General features: G+C 58.3%; 13 protein-coding genes and 1 pseudogene. 7 read left to right on the top strand and 7 right to left on the bottom strand.

The features are described from left to right. Window positions 1-164: 164 nt before the first annotated feature. The 4 genes from LB568_RS32400 to LB568_RS32385 form a co-directional block, all read right to left on the bottom strand. Complete coding sequence (locus LB568_RS32400; protein WP_084016100.1) at window positions 165-1442, bottom strand: NAD(P)/FAD-dependent oxidoreductase; 1278 nt, start codon at window positions 1440-1442, stop codon at window positions 165-167. A gap of 396 nt (window positions 1443-1838) precedes the next feature. Further along, window positions 1839-3020 carry a M24 family metallopeptidase gene (locus tag LB568_RS32395; protein ID WP_064994943.1) on the bottom strand — a complete coding sequence of 394 codons (1182 nt, stop codon included), beginning with the start codon at window positions 3018-3020 and terminating at the stop codon, window positions 1839-1841. Window positions 3021-3725: 705 nt separating this feature from the next. Then, complete coding sequence (locus LB568_RS32390; protein ID WP_084016102.1) at window positions 3726-5411, bottom strand: acyl-CoA dehydrogenase family protein; 1686 nt, start codon at window positions 5409-5411, stop codon at window positions 3726-3728. Beyond that, window positions 5408-6640: a CoA transferase gene (locus LB568_RS32385; RefSeq protein WP_064994930.1), complete on the bottom strand. Its 1233-nt coding sequence runs from the start codon at window positions 6638-6640 to the stop codon at window positions 5408-5410. The genes LB568_RS32390 and LB568_RS32385 overlap by 4 nt, the downstream gene beginning before the upstream one ends. Before the next feature lie 169 nt (window positions 6641-6809). Here LB568_RS32385 and LB568_RS32380 point away from each other — a divergent pair, with 169 nt between their 5' ends. The 4 genes from LB568_RS32380 (at window position 6810) to LB568_RS32365 (ending at window position 12555) form a co-directional block, all read left to right on the top strand. Continuing rightward, on the top strand, window positions 6810-9503 hold the full coding sequence (locus tag LB568_RS32380; RefSeq protein ID WP_064994931.1) for a 2-oxoglutarate dehydrogenase E1 component: 2694 nt from the start codon (window positions 6810-6812) through the stop codon (window positions 9501-9503). A 65-nt stretch (window positions 9504-9568) separates the two neighbouring features. Beyond that, complete coding sequence (locus LB568_RS32375; protein ID WP_064994932.1) at window positions 9569-10351, top strand: IclR family transcriptional regulator; 783 nt, start codon at window positions 9569-9571, stop codon at window positions 10349-10351. A 174-nt stretch (window positions 10352-10525) separates the two neighbouring features. Further along, window positions 10526-11509 (top strand): LysR family transcriptional regulator, encoded by a 984-nt coding sequence (locus LB568_RS32370; RefSeq protein WP_084016104.1) that lies wholly within the window; start codon window positions 10526-10528, stop codon window positions 11507-11509. Window positions 11510-11703: 194 nt separating this feature from the next. Beyond that, a complete protein-coding gene (locus tag LB568_RS32365) occupies window positions 11704-12555 on the top strand; it encodes a MaoC family dehydratase N-terminal domain-containing protein (protein ID WP_064994934.1) in 852 nt (283 codons plus the stop codon). 224 nt (window positions 12556-12779) lie between these two features. Here LB568_RS32365 and LB568_RS32360 read toward each other — a convergent pair. Further along, window positions 12780-13595: pseudogene (locus LB568_RS32360) on the bottom strand (IS630 family transposase). A gap of 466 nt (window positions 13596-14061) precedes the next feature. On the opposite strand from LB568_RS32360, the gene LB568_RS32355 reads away from it, so the two are divergent. Then, window positions 14062-14982, top strand: a complete 921-nt coding sequence (locus LB568_RS32355) for a PLP-dependent aminotransferase family protein (protein ID WP_064994936.1) — start codon at window positions 14062-14064, stop codon at window positions 14980-14982. Window positions 14983-15115: 133 nt separating this feature from the next. Further along, window positions 15116-15778, top strand: a complete 663-nt coding sequence (locus LB568_RS32350; RefSeq protein ID WP_198327544.1) for an RraA family protein — start codon at window positions 15116-15118, stop codon at window positions 15776-15778. A 491-nt stretch (window positions 15779-16269) separates the two neighbouring features. On the opposite strand, the gene LB568_RS32345 is transcribed toward LB568_RS32350, so the two are convergent. Both LB568_RS32345 and LB568_RS32335 read right to left on the bottom strand, forming a co-directional pair. Beyond that, on the bottom strand, window positions 16270-17040 hold the full coding sequence (locus LB568_RS32345) for a class I SAM-dependent methyltransferase (RefSeq protein ID WP_084016108.1): 771 nt from the start codon (window positions 17038-17040) through the stop codon (window positions 16270-16272). A 1010-nt stretch (window positions 17041-18050) separates the two neighbouring features. Beyond that, window positions 18051-19061 (bottom strand): alanine racemase, encoded by a 1011-nt coding sequence (locus tag LB568_RS32335; RefSeq protein ID WP_084016112.1) that lies wholly within the window; start codon window positions 19059-19061, stop codon window positions 18051-18053. A 1076-nt stretch (window positions 19062-20137) separates the two neighbouring features. Here LB568_RS32335 and LB568_RS32330 point away from each other — a divergent pair. Next, window positions 20138-21409 (top strand): ATP-grasp domain-containing protein, encoded by a 1272-nt coding sequence (locus LB568_RS32330; protein ID WP_064994946.1) that lies wholly within the window; start codon window positions 20138-20140, stop codon window positions 21407-21409. The last annotated feature ends 131 nt before the right edge of the window (window positions 21410-21540 follow it).

Below are 21540 nucleotides of genomic sequence, written 5' to 3'. Positions count from 1 at the left end.
CCGAGGCAAGCCTGATGCACCGGGCGCGGCGAGTTCGACTGGAGGCGCCTCCGTGGGTGGAAGGGGCCAAGCGAGGCAAATCCGCCAAGCGCCGCGCGTTTCGGCTTTCCGCGGACGCATCGACGTGCCGCCGGTTCTGCCGACGACGCGACGGGGCCACATTCTTATCCCGTTGACTTCAGAGCGGCGCTCGGTCGGAACGAGCGAAGAGGCGCGAAAGGAACTGGATCCATGGAGAGCACTCTGTTGTCCATCATTTCAGCGAGCAGCTTTCCAGAAGTTGGCCCAAGGGTGAGACCGTAGTGACCGTGGCCAAAATTAAACCATAGGCCCTTGTGGTTAGGAGCTGCACCGATCATCGGTAATTGATCAGGAAAAGTGGGCCGACGTCCAAGCCAGGGCGTAGAGTCTAAGGATTCACCGATCGGGAATAGCTCTCTTGCAGGACCAATGGCTCCTTGCACAAGCATATCCCTTGCCGGCGCGTCAAAGTGATCCAGCTCCACACCAACACACAGTCTGATGCCTTGGTTCATAGGTGAAAGCACAAAGCCATACTCATCGTCCTTTACCGGACGAGTCAAGTGCGCGCCGTCTTTTGGTCGAAAATGAAGATGATATCCTCGTTTGGAGCCGAGTGGCAAGTTATAGCCGAGTGGCTCCAGGAGTCCCTTTGACCATGGACCTGCCGATATGACGACATTGCGTGACTGAATTGTGTCATTCAATGACTCTACATCCCAGGCACCGCTTTTGTGCCGCCCGAGATTGGTGACGGACATCTGCCGGAACTCACCGCCGAAACGCACAAGCGCTTCCGCATAGGCTTTGGCAAGTTGGTCGGGAGCCGGCGTATGATATGTGCCGGGCCAATACAGGCCTCCTGCCGCACCTGGTTTCACAAAGGGTTCCAGTTCGGCTATCTCCTCCGTCGAGATAATTCTGAACGGATAATCACAAGCAAGCGCTAAACGCTTATCGCGTGAGATTGTACTGAGCTTTGTTTTGTCCCGAATGATTGAAAGGTATCCCACATCGTGCAGCAAGTGAGACGCACGTGATAGACTCGCGAGGCACAAGTGCTCAGCAATCGCGGTCGAGAAGAGTGGTTGAGACTGTAAGGCAATACGCCACAAATTCGAGTCCGATGACGCCCGCCAAAATGCCCACAGCCAGGGTAGATTGCTTGGAAGGGCAAATAGATTCTGACGGAAATACGGTACTCGGTTCAGAAGAAGCTGCGCTAGTTGCAGAGGTTCCCTGGGGATTGTTATTTGAATATTCAAGCCAGAAATAACGCCTGCATTGCCATAAGAAGTTTCCGATCCAGGTTCCCGCCGATCAACCAAAATGACCTTACGGCCAAGCCTCTGGAGTTGGAGCGCGGTCGCCGCCCCGACCATTCCTGCTCCAACGACTACAATGTCAGCTACGTCGCTCATTGAGAGGTCCTATAGAAGCATCCATTTCGGCTGGAAGCTGTTTGAGCCGCTTGGGCGGATTGAGGCCAGGGTGGCGAGCAGTATGAGCACGAACACAGGCAATGACCGGATCGATGGGGTGGTCTCTATGTCAAGATCGGCTCACCGAAATGCCGGAATGACTATCGAAAATCGCTACGCGAGCACGTGGCAATCCAGGTATGGCCGCTGGTACAGTTTTTCCCAAGAGTCGTGCCGGCACAGACACCGCTACCAGCCGCGCGGGCGCTCCCCACTTTAGTTCTACCGAACGCCACTGATGCGACGCCGCCCCGCTTTTGCAAGCCGACTGCATGCTACCCCTCCGTTGAACAGCCAACTTTTGACCGGGGGCGACGTCGCCGATGCATAGCTGAATTATTCGATTATGATTAATTTGCGGGGGCTGTTCGACAGAACTTCCGGCTTTCCGTCGGTTATCATGAGGCTTTCAGTAATCTCGATACCCCAGTCGCCGTACCAGAGGCCAGACATGAAATGAAAGCACATTCCTGGCTTAAGTTCCGTGTGATCGCCCTTACGGAAGCTTGCCGACGCCTCGCCCCAGCCAGGGGGGTAGGCCATTCCGATTGAGTAGCCGGTTCGCCCTTCCTTCTTTAGGCCGTGTCGCGCAAGTTCTTTGAAGAATGCTAACGCCACATCTTCGCAGGTCTTGCCGGGAAGAAGCTGCTCAAACCCAGCTCCCATTCCTTCAAGGATCGCCTTCTCGGCATCGAGAATCTTCCGGGGCGGCTTTCCCAGATAAAACGTTCGAGACAGCGGGACATGATAACGCTTGTAAACGCCAGCCAATTCGAAAAAGATGCTCTCGTGTGGCTTTATAGGACGATCAGTCCAGGTCAGATGAGGAGCCGCTGCATTCGCCCCAGCGCCAATGAGCGGAAAGGCGGCGGGATAGTCACCCCAAAATCCATCGACACCGCGGATACCGGCATCGCAAATTTCAGCGACGAGATCGTTCTGTCTTAGCCCCGGACGAAGAACTTCTTCGATGCGCTCGTATATCGCAGTGATGATTTTGCCGGCACCGCGCATGTATTCCATCTCGCGGGCAGACTTCACAATCCGCTGCCATTTCACCAGCCGCGTGGTGTTTTTGAACTTTGCGTTCGGAAGGCTCGTCTCAAGGGCGTCAAAAGCCGCATGGGTGAAGTACGGCACGTCCATTTCAATGCCGATCGTCGACGAGCCCCATCCGCTACTGGTGATCAACTGCCCAAGCACGGTCATTGGATGGAAGTCGTCAGATTGAACGTAGTAGTCTTCATAGAACTTGATGCACTCTTCGCCGAGATAGGTCGTCTTTCTTGCACCGTTCGCATCCATCTTGCGACCGAACCAGATCGGCGGCCCATCAAGTCGAACAATCGCGCATTGGTGCACGTAGAACGACCAGCCATCATAACCCGTCAGCCAACCGATGTTTGCAGGATCGGTGACGATGAGCAAGTCGACCCCTGCTCGCTCCATTGCCTTTTGGGTTTTGGCGAGGCGCTCTTGATATTCTGAGACCTCAAATCGCAATTCAGCTGTAGTCATTTGGTACTCCCGTTGTGCGATGAGCAACTGATACGCCGTAGTCTGTCTAGGCCTTGCTACGACGCCCTCATCCCTTGATAACTCAAAGTGTTCCGTTTCAAGAGTTTCATTACGACAGACAATTTTAGCCCACCCGCGACGCCTAAATGATCCAGTTAGACGCAATTAGGAACTGAGGGATGATATCAAGGCACACAGCGGCATGGCCAATATAAATCAACGGGGTATCCCATCGCATTTTGAGATCATCATTTGCGATCAGCGAAAGCTGAACCTATTGCCGAGACCAACGGGCTTGCAGCTCGGCAATCAAAGTGAGAGTGCCTTCTCCCGGATTGTCGCGCTACTCGGGCGCTCTGAATGCATCGCACCATAGCGGCACCACAGCGCCTTCAGGCCATTCTGACGCCAAGCCTCGACAGCCGTGCGCAACGCTGCGACGGTTCGTGCGATCGGAGTGGCTTATGCTCCCATTGACCGTCCTTGGCGCATCGCGAATAGATGCTCGGGCGCTGGAGAGCGGCGGTCGCTTCTTCCTGCGCATAGGCGGCGATCGCTGCCTCGGCGATCTCACCGGGTTCGGCATAGCCAACATGTTGTCGACGACTAGGATCACAAGCCGCCTTAGGGACGAATGGGCAGGTTCTTGATGCGTTTTTTGACAGATAATTTCGAAATGCTGGGGCGACTTGGCAACGCCCCGATCTAGTTTTGCTGCCCCGGCTGCTGTTGCAGCATGCCCCGGGCGATGACGTGGGCTTGGATTTCGGCAGCGCCTTCAAAGATGTTCAGGATGCGGGCGTCGCAAAGGACACGCGAGATCTCATACTCAAGGGCGTAGCCATTACCGCCGTGGATTTGGAGCGCGGTGTCGGCGTTCGACCAAGCAACGCGTGCGGCGAGCAGCTTTGCCATACCGGCCTCGATGTCGCAGCGCGTGCCCAAGTCCTTTTGGCGGGCGGCTAAATAGGTCATCTCGCGGGCCATCACGGTTTCGGTGAGCATCATGGCAAGTTTGTCGTGGACCCGTGGGAAGGCGACGATCGATCGGCCGAACTGCCTGCGCTCCAGCGCATAGCCCAAACCCAGCTCAAACGCGCGACGCGCAACGCCGACCGCGCGGGCTGCAGTCTGGATGCGCGCGCCCTCGAACGTTCGCATCAATTGGCGAAAGCCCTGACCCTCGGCCCCACCGAGCAGTCCGCCGGGCGGGACGGCGAAGCCGTCAAAAGCGATGTCATATTCGCGCATCCCCCGATAACCGAGGACTTCGATTTCGCCACCACTCATGCCGAAAGACGGAAAAGGCTCGTCCCGGGTGCCGCGTGGCTTTTCGACAACCAGCATGGAAAGTCCATCATGACTGGTCGAGGCGGGATTGGTGCGGGCCAGCACCGTCATCAAATCGCTACGCGAAGCGTGCGTGATCCATGTCTTGTTGCCTTGGATGAGCCAGCCGCCTTCGGGTGTCTTGACCGCCCGGGTCTTCAGGCTCGCAAGATCAGACCCGGTGTCCGGCTCGGTGAAAACCGCGGTCGGCAAGATTTCTCCAGAGGCGATGCGGGAAAGCCAGCGCTGCTTTTGCTCGAGCGTGCCGGCGGCTGCTATAAGCTCGCCAGCGATCTCCGAGCGCGTGCCGAGCGAGCCGGTCGCAATCCAGGCCCGGCTCAGCTCTTCGGTCACGACACACATTGCGAGCTTGCCAAGGCCCAGTCCGCCGAACGCGGGATCGATGCAGATGCCGAACACGCCCAGCTGCGCCATCTCTGTGACGATCTCGTCCGGAACCAGCTCGTCTCTCAGGTGCCAACCATGGGCATTCGGCAAGATGCGCTCGTCGGCGAAGCGCCGAATCTCGAGCCGGATCAAGTCGAGGTCGTCATCGCCCAGCTTTTCACTCACCGCGTCTCCTTGGGCGGCCAGCGAGACAAGTTCCTCGCGGTGCGCGGGAGAATTGCCATGAGCCATGAAGGACGCGACCGAGGGCTCGCGCAGGAGCGCGAGGGCCTCGGCGGTAGCGCTAAGTTCCGCCGGGCGGAGAATCTCATTTTGACTCATCGGGAGCCCGCCTACGAGCTGGCCAAGATACTCGCCGAACCCGATAGCGATCACGAGTTCGTCGCCACGCCGCAAAGTCCCTTCGCGCAGATGGCGCGCGCCCCAGGCCGCAACCGCATTGAGCGTAGCCACCGACGTTGCCAGCCAGGCGAAGCCGTGGGCCACGCGCTGAGACCGGTCAAGCAAGCGCGAATCCACCTTTCCTTGGGGAGCAACCAAGGTTTGAACCTTTTCGCGGACGGCAGCGACGTAGCGTTCAGCTGCGGTCACGGCACTGTTCGCCAACGCGACAAGGGTGGCGCCTGAAGCGAACTCGAGAGGATTGGCCGTCACGCATGTGCTCCTGGACTCTGGACGACGCCGCTATCATGCAAGGCGGCAATCTCGTGGCTGGGTAGGGCGAGAACGCCGGCCAGCACTTCTTCCGTGTGTTCTCCGAGCTTCGGGGCCCGTACCGGCGTCTGGCGCTGAAGTCCCCGGAAGGTCGCGGGATAGCCTGGCGTTGGATAGGTGTGTCCGCTGACATGGTCCACGTCTGTGAAGAGTTCGCCTTCCGGCTGGAAGGGTTTCTCCTTGGCGACCGCTTCCGACAATGTGCGATACGGCCCCCAGCATGCGCCGGCTTCATCAAGGCGCGCTGTTAGGTGAGCGGCCGGGCTCGTTGAAACGGCATATTCGACCAACGCGCCTAGGCGACCACGGTGCTCATAGCGCAGCCCCTCGTCCTGTGCGAACGAGACACCCAGCTCAGCCTCGAGCGTAGCGACCCCGGCCTCAATGCCGAGGGCCTGCACCAGCCCACTCCATTGGCGGCTGGTAATCGCCACGATCATCAGCCGCTGGCCGTCTGCTGTGAGAAAATCGCGGCCGAAGGCTCCGAAGAGGTCATTGCCTATCTTCGGGCGGTCCCGTCCGTTTACAACCACCTCGGCCACCTGGCCTAGCGTGCCGAGCGTGGCGGCGGCGATGTCGCTTAGCGGGACGCGGATCTCCTGACCCAGTCCGGTGGCACGACGGCTGATAAGCGCGGCAAGGACGCTGGTCGCCGCAGTCGACCCGGCCAAAAGGTCCCAGGCCGGCAGAACGTGATTGACAGGATCGTTGGGCTTCTCGGCGGGGCCGGTCATCATCGGGACGCCCATAGCGCAATTGACGGTGTAGTCGACAGCATTGCCGCCGTCGGCATGGCCCATGATACGCGCCGTAATCACGTCCGGCCGGCGCGCTGCCATCCGATCATGCGACAGGAATCCGGCCACAGGATAGTTGGTGACGAAGATGCCGCCGCCTTCGCCTGGGGCAGTCACCAGAGCCGCAGCAAGCTCACGTCCGCGAGGGTCCGCGAGATTGATGGCAATGGACTTCTTGGACTTGTTGAGACTTTCCCAATAGAAGCTGCCGCCGCCGGGAGAGCGTGGCCAACGATGAAAATCAGGACCGCCGCCGATTGCATCGAAGCGAATGACCTCAGCGCCCAGCTGGGCAAGCGAGAGCGCGCAGAAGGGAGCGGCAATGAAGGATGCCCCCTCGATCACCCGCACACCATGAAGAAGTCCATACATCGCTTAACCCGTCAAGTTCAGCTCACCTCATGGGGGAAATAGCCCCGCCCATCAAGGAATACGGCTCATTTTATTCATTGCGTGAATACGCGCTCCAAAATGTCGAGACTTCTTCTTAGCACCCTTTATTGGTTCGGCGACAACCGAACGTGCCCTCAAGAGAGCATCTATGACCCTGCCCCTCAGTGGCGATAGCGCCTTTTTCCTGGATTTGTATGCACGCTTCGTGAAAGATCCGGCGTCGGTACCAGCCGACTGGCGGGTGAAGCTCGCCTTGATGGAAGCGCCGGCGCACGCCAGTGGCGACAATGGCGACCGCATAGCCGAACTGTTTCGGATTTATGGGCACCGCCAGGCCCGCCTCGACCCTCTTGAAATGAGCGCTCCCGGCCTCATCCCGGAACTGAACTCTATTGAAGGCGGCGAAGATTCCGTTGCCTTGACGCTAGCCGGCGGGGAAGTGAGCCTGCCAAAAGCACAGGCGATCGCCACGCTCGGCTCGATCTATTGCGGCACGGCAGCCATCGAGGCCAGCCATTTACTCGATACCGATGAACGCGCATGGGTCTATGAGCGCTTCGAACGCGAGATCCTCGCCAAAGCTAACGACGAGGTGTATGCGCGCACGCTTGAAGCGGTGATGCTGGCCGACGAATTCGAACATTTCATCAAAACAAAATGGCCGACCAAAAAGCGTTTCGGCATAGAGGGGGCGGAGTCGTCGGCCGTCATCTCTCGCGAGATCTTTCGCTACGCGGCCGAGGTGGGAGTCCGGGAGGTGGTTATCGGCGGCATGCACCGGGGCCGCCTGGCGACGCTTGCGACCGTGCTCGGCAAGCCGCTGCCGGCGCTAATTGCCGAGATCAAGGGGCGCGACATCACCGATGGCGCTGCGGCCTTCACCGGCGACGTGCCTTACCACAACGGCCTGGCTGCGGAGGTCGAGACCGGCGCAGGTAAAGTGGCTGTGCGTCTGCTGCCTCACCCATCCCATCTGATCGTTGTCGCGCCCGTAGCTGTCGGGGCGGCGCGCGCCAGACAGGAGCAGAAGGGGAGGGCGAACGCTGGCACGACCGGTGCCTCGCAGGTCCTACCGTTCCTGATGCATACTGATGCTGCCTTTGCCGGCCAGGGTCTCGTCTGGGAATTGCTCCAGCTTTCCGCGCTGGCTGGCTACAGTGTCGGGGGCACTATCCATCTTATCGTCAACAACCAGATCGGGTTCACGACCCTCCCGTCAGAGGGACGTTCGTCGCCGCATCCGAGCGATATCGGCAAGGCTTTCGGCGTGCCGATCTTCCATGTCAACGGCGAAGACCCAATTGCCGCCGCTGCGGTCGCCCGCGTTGCGGTCGCGTGGCGCAATGCGACAGGGAAGGACGTCATCATTGACCTGGTCTGCTACCGCCGCAACGGCCACAACGAACTCGACGAACCGCGTTTCACACAGCCGCTTACCTGGTCCAAGGTCGACGAGCGGCCGACGCTCAAGCAATTGCATTCGGATCGTGTCAAGGCCGCCTCGGCCACAGCGTTCGATATGGCAGAGGCGAAGCGCAGGGCGTTCCATTTGGCGCTCGACCGAGCCTATACGACATATGACCAGATGAGTAACGGGGAACCGGAGCGCCAAACTGACATTTTTGCCCCGCCGCAGCCCGCTGGCCCCTTCCCCTTCGGCATCGTGACCGGCGTCGCGCGCGATCGGCTGCTGGACTCGGCCCGGCGCATGAGTGCCGTCGGCGACGGCTTCGAAGCCGACCCGAAGGTGCGCAACTTCCTGACGGCGCGGTTGGAGACGATCGAGAAAAACAGCGGCTTCAACTTTGCCACCGCCGAGGCTCTGGCTTTCGCCTCCCTTCTGGACGAAGGCACCTCGGTGCGACTGAGCGGACAAGACAGCGCCAGAGGCACGTTCACGCAGCGCCATCTGGTCTTGCATGACCGGCGCACCGGTCAGACTGCGATGCCTCTCGCGGGCCTGGGCCAGGCCGGCGCGCGCTTTGACGCGGTGAACTCGCCCTTGATAGAGTATGGGGTGCTGAGCTTTGAATACGGAATGAGCCTAGCCGACCCGACGCGACTGGTGGTTTGGGAGGCCCAGTTCGGCGACTTCCTGAATGGCGCCCAGGTGGTCGTCGACCAGTTCATTGTAACTGCCGAGGCGAAGTGGCGGATGAGCTCCGGGCTCATCATTGCCCTGCCGCACGGGCTCGAAGGCCAGGGCCCGGACCATTCCTCGGCTCGTATCGAGCGTATACTTCAATCCTGTGCCGGCGGCAATCTTGTCGTCGCAAACCCCTCGACGCCGGCAAACCTGTTCCACCTCTATCGCCGACAGGTACGGGGCTCGATGCGCAAGCCGCTGTTTCTGATCGCCCCGAAGTCACTGCTGCGCTTACGCGATTGCGTATCGAGGCTTGATGATATCGCCGAGGGAACGTCTTTCCAGCCAGTGATCGTCGAGGCCCCCTGCGCCTCGACGTGCTGCAAGCTGGTGCTCTGCTCGGGCAAGATCGCCTACGCCCTTCGGGCGGCTATGGCGCAAGAGCGCATCAACGACGTGGCGCTGGTCCGCGTCGAACAGCTCTATCCCTTCCCGAGCGAAGCCATCGGCGCGGTCCTCCAGCGGTTCCAGGGCATTCCGATCGTGTGGTGCCAGGAGGAGCCTTCCAATCAAGGGGCATGGTCTTTCATGCGGGATCGCGTGGGCGAAATGGCGCCCGACCGGCCGCTCGCCTATGTCGGACGGCCAGCGATGGCTGCAGCCGCCGGTGGATCGATCGACCGGCATGAGGTGGAGCAAAACGATATTATCGCCTCGGCACTGTCACCTGCCGTTAGCGCTCAGGCCGCGGAATAGGCTCTCGACCTGATCGGGACCATAAGCTAGGCGATCGGGAGGATACAACCGGGATCAACTGCCCAATGTCCGTTTTTGAACCGGTGAGAGCTGTGCAGAGGGGGCTGGCGGTGTTGCGAGCCGTCAGCGAGCATGGACCAATCAATGTGTCGGACATTGCAAACCTCTGCAAATTGCCGCAGCCAACTGTGGTCCGCCTCGTCGAAACGCTGCTCGAGGGCGGTTACGTCTATCGCCAAGCTGGCAAGACGACCTACAAGGTGACCGGGCGGACCCTAGCCCTCAGCCGCGGATATGACCCTCATTATCGCTTGATCGAGCTCGCAATGCCTGTGGTGGAGCAGTTGCATATAGAGATCGGGTGGCCGTCGAATCTGGCGGTCTTCGACGGCGACGCCATGGTGATCGCCTATTCCAACCGCGCCGCGCTGGGATTATCGATCCCAGGCAGGGTTGGTGCGCGCATTCCGCTCGTCGCCACCGGCGTCGGCCTCGTGACCCTTTCGCGCATGTCTCCCGAGGAACGCCGTCAGGCGCTGGCCCGAGGGCAGAGTTCGTCGCGCTGGGATAGCAATCCCACGCTTCTAGCGGCGCTCCCGGAAAGGCTCGAGGACGTCCGTTGCCATGGCTACGCCTTTGCCGAACAGGCTTACCTTGACGAGGTCTACCAGTCACGAATCTGGGCCGTGGCGGTCCCTGTGCCGACCGTGGCCGGTGAATATATCGCCCTCAGCAGCCTGATGCTGCGCATGGCTGGCGACAGGCGGCGGCAGCTCGCCAAGATCCTGCCCAAGCTCACGGCGGCGGCCAACCGCATTGGCCGCCTGCTCTCATCCGATTATTCATGAGGCCAACGCCAGTGCAAAAAGCTCCCGCAACCGCGCTCCTGTCTCAATGCCTTAGAGATCCGCAAGCTGCCTCTCATGCGGGACGACCTTAGACCAGCGAATCGCGCTTTAAGCACGGCATCTTTCTAAGATATAACAGACAGGCATGATCTCGGGACAACACTCGCGACCTGATTGGAGTCAGCCCTTTTGGAACTGCGACAGCTAAGACATTTCCTGATTGTCACGGAATCAGGCGCGCTCTCGAAGGCCTCGAGCATCATTGGAGTCGCCCAGCCAGCCTTGAGTCGCCAGATCAGGCAGTTGGAGGAAGAACTGGGGGTGCAGCTTTTGTATCGCCACGGTCGCGGCGTTCGGGCCACAGAGGAAGGGGCTCAGTTCTATGCCGCCATCGTGCCGGTGCTACGGGAGCTTGATCAGGTCAAATCGGACTTGGTCGCCGCCGCCAAGGTTCCCGCAGGCGACATCGTCTTCGGCATGCCGCCATCCATGAGTGCTGCGATCGGCGCGGAGATCGTGAGCGATTTCTTCGTGCATTATCCGCAGATAAAGCTTCATCTGGTGGACGGCCTTTCCGGCTTCATCAATGAATGGCTGGCCAGCGGCCGCGTCGACATGGCCATCATCAACAATGCACGCAAGGCGCCATATATGCGCATGGACCCCCTGCTCGAGGTCGACCTGCTTTTGTTCGGTCGAAGAAGAGATATTGACGCCATCGCCCCCGACACGGAAACCTTCCCGACCCCTGCGCTGGTCGGCTTGCCGCTCCTGCTCGTCGGCCGCAATCATGGCCTGCGCCGCGAATTGGACGGCGCCATGCAACGGCTTGGCCTTGAGCTTGACATCAAGGCGGAAGTCGATGCTCTGGCGCCGCTCAAGAAACTGGTCCGCGACGGGCATGGCCTGACAGTGCTGCCGCACGGCGTGATCAATTTCGAGGCCAGCAATCCCGAATTCAGCTTCAGGAAGCTGGTCGAGCCCAATCTCACGCAACGCTTCATGCTGGCCTTTTCGCTGCAGAGGCCAACCACACTCGCCATGCGCGAGCTTGCCCGCCGGGTGCGCGTCGAACTTCGCAAGGCCGTCGAAGACGGTCGCATGATGGGACGTCTCAGCAAAGCCTCAATCCCCTATGATGGCTGCGGCGACCTATAACCAAGGGGCATAGCTAGTTTCCCATAACAGGGTCTGTCGCCCGGGCCCGAGAACGCCCATCACAGGCTCGCTTAGTCAGCAACGAAGGGCTCGAGAATGACGTGGCTATCTTCCTTGGCAACCCGCGACCCTGTCGACCGATCCCGGCACGGACTCACGACACACCGCCTGCGCACCCCAAACCGAGCATACTGATGCCTAATTTGGACGTCGAGCGGCTTCGCTCATGGATCGGCCGTGAGGAAAGCGCATCCGATACCATTTCGCCCGATCTGGTTCGACGGTTCAGTGCGGCCATCGATATTAAGGGCGCCGTTCCGTCGCTGGGCGATGCTGCGCCGCTGCTTATCAACTACTGCCTTGCCCCCTCCGCTATGCCAACGAGCTTGCTTGCTGAGGACGGTCATCCAGAGAAGGGCGGTTTTCTGCCCCCGGTCCCGTTGCCGCGACGCATGTGGGCCGGCAGCAGCCTTGCCTTTTCCGGAGCGTTGCGAGTGGGCGACCTGGTCGAGCGGGTCTCGCAGGTGGCCGACGTGGCGGTCAAGGAAGGCCGGACTGGAACGCTTTGCTTCGTAACAGTGGAGCACAAGCTTAGTGTCTTGGGGACAGTCATGATCGAGGAGACGCAGACGATCGTGTACCGAGAGGCAAGCACGGCGCAGGACGCTTCAAACCAGCCGGATACCGAGGCAGCTGCGATGGGATCGCATAACCGGCAGGTCGGCGTCTCCGTTCCGTTGCTCTTTCGCTATTCGGCGCTGACGTTCAACGCCCATCGCATCCACTATGACCGCCCTTACGCCGTCGAGGTCGAGCATTATTCCGGCCTTGTCATTCATGCACCGCTGCAGGCGACACTGCTTTTGAACTATGCGGCCGAATTGAAGGGCAAGCCCCCGTCGAAGTTCGTTTTCCGCGCGGCTTCATCGCTCTTTGATGATGAATCCATAAACCTGCATGCGGCGGAGGAAGACGGAAAAATGAAACTTTGGACCGCGCGTCAAGATGGTCCAGTAGCGATGATCGCGGAGGCAGCCTGGGGATGAGCCTCAGCAACGTCACAGCTGCGAGGCGTGCGGGCAGAGCTTGTGCCGTCATTGCGGCTTGCAGGCGTGGCGGTCGAACCTGTTCTGAGCTCCACCGACCAGGCCGAGCAGATCGCCACACCGCTCGCTAACTCGCGCCTTCGCATCCGCGTGCAGGCGGAGGATCTTAATGCCCGTTCTAACATCACCAGCCTTCCCCACCAGACTGCTAGAGCGAGATGAGATTAGCTCCGGTCATAGCCTGAGTTTGCGAAATAGTTTGAGCATTCGTGTTGAGTGACACGATTGAGGGTTTGGCCGATTGCGTCGCAGACGGCTTCGACGGTTCGCTTTGCCGCTTTTCGCAGCCAGTGCTTGAGCTTGGCGAAGAGCTGTTCGATTGGAGAGATCGGGCGAGTATTTGGGCAGGAAGAAGAGCTTCGCCCCGGCTTTGCGAATGGCGCGCCGAACGGCCTTGCTTTTGTGAGAGCCGAGATTGTCCATCACAACGATGTCGCCCGACTGGAGGGTGGGTACGAGAACCTTCTCGACATAGAGGAGGAACCTCTCGCCGTTGATTGGTCCGTCGATGAGCCAAGGCGCTTCGACGCGATCATGGCGCAGCGCAGCCAGGAAGGTCATGGTCTTCCAGTGGCCATGCGGCACTTTGGCCTTGATCCGCTGTCCGACCGGCGCCCAGCCTCTGAGCGGGGCCATGTTGGTCTTGGTCCAGGTCTCGTCGATGAACACCAGGCGGGTGGGATCGATCCGGTCCTGATACAGAACCCATTGCATCCGTCGGCGCGCAACATCGGGACGATCTTGCTCGCAGGCGATCAGCGTCTTTTTTTGTGAGACAGCTTCTCGGCGTGCACGAACTCCCACACCGAGCGGCAGTCGACCTTCAGGCCGCGCTCGCCGAGTTCGGCCACAAGGCCGCGCAAGGTGAAGTCCTTCTCCCGGCAGCGCTCGACAAGCCAGTCGCGCCACGCTCCCGATACGCCAAATCGAGCAGCCGCCGCAACAACCCGTTCGCGCAGGTCCATCGAATATCCAACCATCCATGCTGGCCTCCGCCCAGCATCAAGGTTGAATCAGATCAACGCTGATTTGGGAATCCCACGACTCCCATAAATCTCATCCCGCTCTAGGGCACTCGTTGGCCTTCTTGCTTCCTGACCCAGGCGCTGTCGAACGAATGCGGACTACGCAACTCCCGCGACACAGATCGCTCCCCGCCTATCTCAACCCGGCATAGCTGATAATAGTAACGCGCGACTGCATTTATAACGGTGCTTGGCTACGATTTCTTCCGCCAGACAGAGAGAGTGAGACTATGCCCAAACGCATCAATTTCGCACGCGGAGTTCCTGCCGAAGAAGCCTTTCCACGCGCGCAGTTGGAGCTCTGCGTCCAAGGGTTGGCGTCATCCCGCGAGGTTGTCGCCTACCAGTATGGGCCCGCGGTCGGGCCCCTGCCGCTGCGGGAATGGCTCGCCGACTATCATGGTGTGGACATGCCAACGTGATGGCTGCTGACGGCTCTGTCGGTCTGTTCGACATTTTGTGTCGCATTTGGCTGAAGCCCGGCAAAACCGTGCTCATCGAGGAGCCTTGCTACGACCGAGTGGTCCACCTGCTGCGCCACTACGGCGCAAATGTCATCGCCATACCGATGGAAGCGGATGGACCGGCGCTCGAGCCGTTGAACGCCGCGGCGCGGCGCGGGCCCGTCTTCATGTATACAGTTCCGGATTTCCAAAATCCAACCGGCACCACGTGGTCATCCACCAAGCGTCAGCATCTTGTCGATCTGGCGAGGACCCATGATTTCCGGATTGTCGAAGACAGCCCCTATCGCTTTCTTCGCTACAAGGGCGCCCAAGAGCCGTCAATCCTCGATATTGGCCGCGATGTAACGGTCCAGCTCAATTCTTTCTCCAAGGTGATCGCGCCTGGTCTTCGCGCAGCCTATCTCATTGCGCCGCCGCATACCATCAGCGCGGCGGCCAAGGTGGCTGAGAGCACCTACGTAACGCCTGGCAACTTCGCGCTCTCGGTGACTGGCGAATGGCTCCGCCGTGGGTTTTTAGGCGATCAGCTTGCCGCCCTTGGGCATCTCTATGCGCCGCGTCTGGAGGCGATGGTCTCGGCACTGGACGAATTCATGGCCGGCCATCGCTATGTGCGGCCCGACGGCGGCGTATTTGTGGGAGTGACACTCGCGCACCCGGTGGATGCTCAGCGGCTGCGCAAGGAGGCCAGCAATGCGGGGCTAGACGTCGCCGATGGCGACGGGTTTTTCGTCAGCAAGCCGTCAGCGACGTTCTCGCGCTTGCCATTCTCCTCGATGGATGAGGTTACCGTGCGCAGGGGCGTAGAGGTCCTGTCAGCATTATTGGGAAGGATCTCGCCAAGCACTAAAGTCGAACAAGTTGATCCCGAGTAATTCGCGGTATCTGGCTTTGCCTTGAAATAGGCCCCCGGACGCTAGAGAGTAATGCTGATCATCGGGCAATCTGTGGGCTCGACTCGCATCGACACCGGAACATTCAATAGGAGCAGGAGCAGTCCAAGTGACAATGAACGAGAACGAGATCCTGGAGCGTGGTGCGGCGCTCGGGGTCAGCGCATGGTCGGATGCATTGGACGAACTCGGAATCAAGGGGACTATTCAGGGCATCGCGCGACGGAGCGGCAGCGGCTGCATGATCGGCTTCGCGGTCACTGCGCGCGAATTAACCGGTGTATTGGGCGATTTTGAGAAGGCCGACTTCGCGGTCGGCCAGCTGATTGAAGCGACGGGCCCTGGCAAGGTGTTGATGGTGGATATGAACGGTGAGCCCATTTCGACAATGGGCGGTCTTGCCGCCATAGCCGCAAAAAATCGGCAGGCTACGGCTGTCGTGATAGACGGCGCCTGCCGAGACTTAGATGAAATTCGCGAAACGGGACTGTGGCTTTCAAGCCGGTGGGTTGCACCTACAACGGGCAAAACCCGGGTGAAGCTTCTTCCAATTGGTTGTGACATCATGATGGGGGGTATTTCAGTATCACAAGGAGATCTTGTGATCGGTGATGATACGGGAATTATGGCTGTACCGCGTGCCCGAGTAGAAGAGATTCTGGCGAAAGCAGAGAGAATAGTAGCTATTGATGCGCAGGTGGAAGAGCGTATTCGCGCGGGCGAGAGTTTTGGCTCAGCCGCTGCTGCGGCCGGCTATATTCCAGCGCGCAAGACTTGAACAATAGCATGACGAGATTGGCCGCGATGACGCTTTCCGCGCGCGAGAATGTCGCCTGCCGCTGGTTAATCTTCTGACAAAGGACAAGGCGGTAGGGTGCGTTCAATCGCCCATATTTGAGCATGCCCGCCTTTACAGCGTCGTGGTCGATAGGTGCAACACTCAGATTCTCGCGCCCCACCGTGGCTCGGCTGCCTAAGAGTGAGTCGGCGGCCGAAGCCGCAATGGGCGACCTCGCTTTCCTGCCGAACAACAGGCTCGACAAACTCTTAGAAGCGACAGCGGTGGAGGAGGCATTATTAATGCCGTGGCGCGGAGTGGCCGGCGCTTCGGATTGGGTAGCTTCAGCGGGCATGCTTGCCTCCAGTGTGAGAGTTTAGCGACCTCACTTTGCCACAGCGCAGGTCGCTATCCACCTCATAGGATTTGGACTCGTTGCCCTGCAGCTACCTCGATGTCCTTGCCGCCACAACAGACAGTAACTATCGGTATTATTTGCGGGCGACAATGACGAGGCGAGGACCATCGGATGTAAACGCTGCGCCTTCCTCCCCATAAGCGTCAACACTTTCGAATCCCGCGCTCCGCAACATGCGAGCGCATTCCGCAAACCCATAGAGTCTAAAATAAAGATGGGTTCGTCTAACGCACCCATTGCGAACGATAAGCCTATCGCAATGCCGACGACCGGTTAGCACCTCGGTGCTCATCATATCGATTCTTAGATCGTCATTACGCTGTGCAACGTAACAGGTAGGCGCCCCGTGGCTTGGCACAGCGAAAATATTTAAGTGATCGATGAGCAGACGCCCGCCTTTTCGAAGTGAGGAGGCGGCTTCACGAAGAACTCTCTCATTGTCCGCGTCGCTGAAATAACCAAACGTCAAATGCCACAGAAAGGCTGCGTCAAATCCATCCCGCCAGGGAAGAGAACGCATGTCGCCAAGAACATATTCGACATCCATCCCGCTTTCTGCCGCATCTGCTTTGGCTTTTTTCAGCAGGATCGGCGAGATATCCAATCCGGTTACCCGCGCTCCTTTCTCCGCCAACCGGTTGGTAATCCGCCCATAACCACATCCGAGTTCAAGAACTGGGCTGCCTTGTGCGAGACAAAGAAGCTTCCAAATTGCGTCTGCTTGCCTGTCACTCGCTTCTGGCGAATGTACGACGTCTCCAAAGTACGAGTAATCCTCATTGAAATATACATCATGTTCATCCGAGCGCTCCGTCGAGCACAATTTATTTGATCTGCCGGTCATACGTTCAAATCTCCAATTTAATTTCGATCAAGTGTACATTGTAAACCGTTGACATTTCTGTAGGTTTTTTGGCTTACCAGAATTCACCTTCGCAAGAGACGGGAAGTCTTCGAACTGTTTTCTCGGTCAGGGAGCAAGCTCTCCAGATGGCCCACGGTGTCGATGAATGAGATCGGCAAACGGGCAATGGAAGATCGCTCGCAAAACGTGTGCCCATGGCTGATAGGTCATTGTGAATGTGGCCTAACTGTTGGGAGGGATGAACAAGCAGTGGAAATGCGTACCCTTGCGTGGTGACATCGAGGTGATTTCCGCCTGCCGTTTGACGGCCTTAGCGGTGCATTCCGCAGTCAGCACGTCTTCTGGCAAAGCGATGACGACAGGACCGGGAACGTCCGTCGTAGCTGCCTGCAGCGAACGCAGCATTGTCTCTGCGGCGTTCTGGAACTGTGATTTCGGCTGTCCATTTGCCGATCGAGCCGAACATATCGCACTCGATTCTGGAAAGGACTCCCGGCGCAGGTCTTGCGCCGCGACTTGCCCCACAATGAGGATAAAGGCGACGCCGTCCAGTTGGGCCGCATGTACCGCAATGAGGCGTTAGGAGCGCCAAGACCGCGGCTGACACAGGCGACGCCGGGCCGACCCGAAGCCTTGCGTCGGTAAGCGCCATGAAATCTGCACCACTTTCAAAAGACAGTTTCGACATCGCTCCGCCCATACAGTGCGTCAAGGAGGCCAAGTTAGCTCTCGCCAGGCACGCAGAACACGCGATCTATCTTATGTGGAATAAATGTATCGACGATATGCTCGCCAACAGTTGCCATATGCAGAACTCCATTAATCGGTGCAATTTGACTTCTTCTGTCAAATCCGCCAGACGCAGGCGAGGGTAGGCCAGCCAAAGTGACTGGAAGGCTCGAATGTATCAAAATTCCACACACTGTGTTTGCGCAGCCAACCCTTTTGTCGCAGCCACCCGCTGCGAGGAAGTGCCGGACTCATCCTAATCAGACACTATAACTTCTAGTTACATACGGTGAACTCATAAGGCGTACAAAACTGCTATAATACACAGTAAACTCAACCGCGTCGCCGACTTTAAGTAAAGTTGCACCGGGCGTTTGTTCAACAATGGTGTGATCGCTACTGCTATCTATCACCCGCAGGTCGCTTTGAATCGGGCGCAGTGCGCGAATATCCGTATCAAGATTCCCTATCTCAAGCAGCGCGATTGGTCGATCACATAGAACCTTGGTTTGGATCACCTTGATTTCAAGCACGGCGGTATCCGTCGCGAGTCCGGGCAGAGCCGGCGTGTCGTCGACGCTAGTTAGACGCCCGATGATTGGCATTGTTCCCAATCGAAGATGATTGAGACCTGACGGAACAAATCCGGACTTGAGAATGTGATCATACACAAGCGAGGTGGCGAACGACTTAGCCTTCAAAACACGTCCAAGCGCACTTTCTACCTCGTTGCATATCTCTCCAAAGCGCCCCAGGGTGGTCTCCACGAAGGCCGGGTCGCTTGCATGCATAAAATAAATACCCAATCCGTAAAGCTCAACATGCGCCATCCTCTCGACTTCATCGCAGGCGCGCAGAAGCTCATTGGGCTGAAAGCCTTCCCGGCCGGTACCGAGGTCAAGCATGAGGATTACACGATGCGGAGCAGGCGGCCGTAATTGTTCGACCTTCCGGATCGTATCCAGATCGGATTGCAAACTGCCATTGCACAATTCCACCATTCGCTCACGCTGGTCCGGCGCTGGCGACCGAAGAAGCCAGAATTCCCCTTCTATGTTTGCCTCTCTCAGGCGCTCGAGGTTGCTCATCCGGGAATCCCCAAACTGCGAGATGCCGGCGGCCGCAATCGCCCGAACTATGTTGGGGTCACCGCAGCAGCTTTTGACAACGACCATTAAGGAATGGCCGTTGTGTCGCAAAGCTTCCCGAATAATTGCTGCATTGTGGGTGATTTTCTGAAGTTCAATTTTTAGAAGTGGGCCGAAGCTCATCACGGCGTTCCGATCCTTCTCCTGAGTTTGCGCGGTACCCCCAGATTGCTCATTGTTTCTCTCTTTTCGATGCCCGTGGCCTCTTGTACGTATGGCAGACCATTACCTCTTGTGCCCTCAACCAGGATGAATGCTCTCCTTGCCATGGGTTGTTGGTTCCGATCTTGCATGCTTGGGCTGCAGGTCCGATCGTCAGGTCTTTTATGCGCACCTGACCTCTATATTTATAGCGTTGTCAGGAGCTCCTCAGTGTGAAGATACTGCAAAATAGTTTGAAGAAAAACGATCGTGGTCGAGTAGGGCAGCCATTCGGCTTTCGCCCTCACAGGTCCTGGCGGGCGGATTTCCCGCATCAATGTGCTCAAACACATTTGATGCGTAATGTGGCTTCGGTAGAAATGGTGGCGTCACAGGAGTCGCGGCGATCGCCGGAAGGTAGAGAATGCAATCCGGGGCCATAATCAAAGGTTCGCATGGCTGCACGCCAGGATCGGTCCTCGGCGATCGCTTCCGACCTGTTCAGGCTATGGGAATTTGCCGCGCATTTCAAGGAAGTCAAAACTCCGAGGTGATCCGATATGCAACGTCACGACGTGCCGCACTCGAACACTTCCTCAACGACGGACGGGCGAACTCGATTCCACTATCGTCGCGCGCCACCATCAGGCCGCAAACAAAAAATCAGAAAGGTCTCTTCGTTGGCTCCGAAGGCAGTGGACGTGTGTGGGGACCATAGCAACCACGTCGCAGACGGCAAAAAAAGTGAACGGTATTCATCCAATCGTCTAGCTCCAGCAAACCCTTCAGCGCATCGCCAAGGGGCTGGACAATCGCCCGCATCGATCGGCTCGTGTGGTGGAACTTCAGCCGGATACGCTAGGAGCTAACGGCTCCATACCCCCCGTCCCGAGCAAAACCTCGCAACCGATTCTTCAAACGAATTTACAGAAACTTTGCAGTCGTCAATCGCCGAATATAGTACGTTCTCCGCAGCGTCTGTGATCATGCAAAACTGAAACAGCTGATCCCAACTTACGCTCGGACTACCGCACAGTATGCAACGGAGGTCGACGGAGATGGCAAGAAGAGCGCTCATCCTAGTTGAAGGCCATAGGGGCAATGGTCTGCAATACATCCAGGAGGCCCAGCGTCTCGGGCTTGATCCAATTGCCCTAGCGGCAGATCCAACCCAGTACGACTATCTTGCCGCAGAAAGCATTGAAGCTATTCGGATCGATACAGGCAATCTCGATGCGCTGGTCCGCGAATGTCACCGGCTGAGTGCTATATATGACATTGCTGGCATTACTGGCTTTGCGGGCGGCGATGAATCTGCCTCTGTGACAGTCGGCAAGCTCTGTCGACAGTTCGATCTACCGGGGCCGAACCCCGCATCAATCGAACGTTGCTGCGACAAATTCGTTCAACATCAGCTCCTCGCGGAGGCCGGCGTTCCAATGCCGGCTTATCGCTTGGCAACGGATGCGGCGGGGGTAGAAAGCTCTGCCGCGGAGATCGGCCTTCCGGTGATTGTTAAGCCAGCGGTAGGCAGCGGCAGCATCGGAGTCCGATTGTGCCGCAATGCTGATGAAGTGGCCGAACAAACAAGCTATTTGTTGAGCGGCAAGCACATATGGCGATCCTCCCCGAGGATACTGGTCGAGGAATTCGCACAAGGCCCCCATTATAGCGTCGACACAATGGGGAATGAGGTCGTTGCCATTGCCATCGCTGACTTCGGCCTCCCGCCTCATTTTGTCTGTCATAAGTACACCTATCCGGCCGTGCTGACTGATGACGAAGATAAGCGTATCGTCGAAGTCTCGCTGAGCTGTCTGCGGGCTCTCAACCTCGGCTGGGGGCCAGCGAACATTGATCTCCGATGGACGAAGCTTGGCCCAGTCGTGATTGAAGTTAATCCACGCCTCGGTGGCGCTCCCGCACCTCAACTGGTTCAGCTGGCTTACGGTGTCGATCTTATCTCCGAGCACATCAAACTTGTCATTGGCGAAGAATGGGATTTACGCAGAAAGCGTTCCCACATTGCGGCCGCGCGGATCATGATTCCCGACCGCGATGGTATCCTCAATTGGATCAAAGGCGGCAATCGGGCGGCTGCGGTACCAGGTGTCGCCGAGGTCAAGTTGCATGTCGAACCCAAGGCGCTGATCATCAGGAAAGGCGATTACCTGGACCGCATCGGATTTGTTACCGCCGCTTCACCCAGCCTTGCTCGGACGGAAGCCATACTTCAGCGTGCAGTCGACTTAATCGATTGGTCGATCACACCATTCCTGACCACTGGCGAACCGGAGCAATCTGCAGAACGCCATCCTCCCCTTCGCTAGCTCTAGATGACACTGACACTGCATTTGAGGATTGCTTCATGTTTCATGTGTTCAGTAAGACCGTATGTCCGCTTCTGCCGGTGAGGTGGCTCACCCTACACTGCGCGTCCGAGGGTTGCTCGGGCGGTCCG

It is taken from the genome of Mesorhizobium sp. B263B2A (assembly GCF_020165775.1).
Classification (GTDB): domain Bacteria; phylum Pseudomonadota; class Alphaproteobacteria; order Rhizobiales; family Rhizobiaceae; genus Mesorhizobium; species Mesorhizobium opportunistum.
This window is presented reverse-complemented; position numbering and strand designations above follow the sequence as displayed.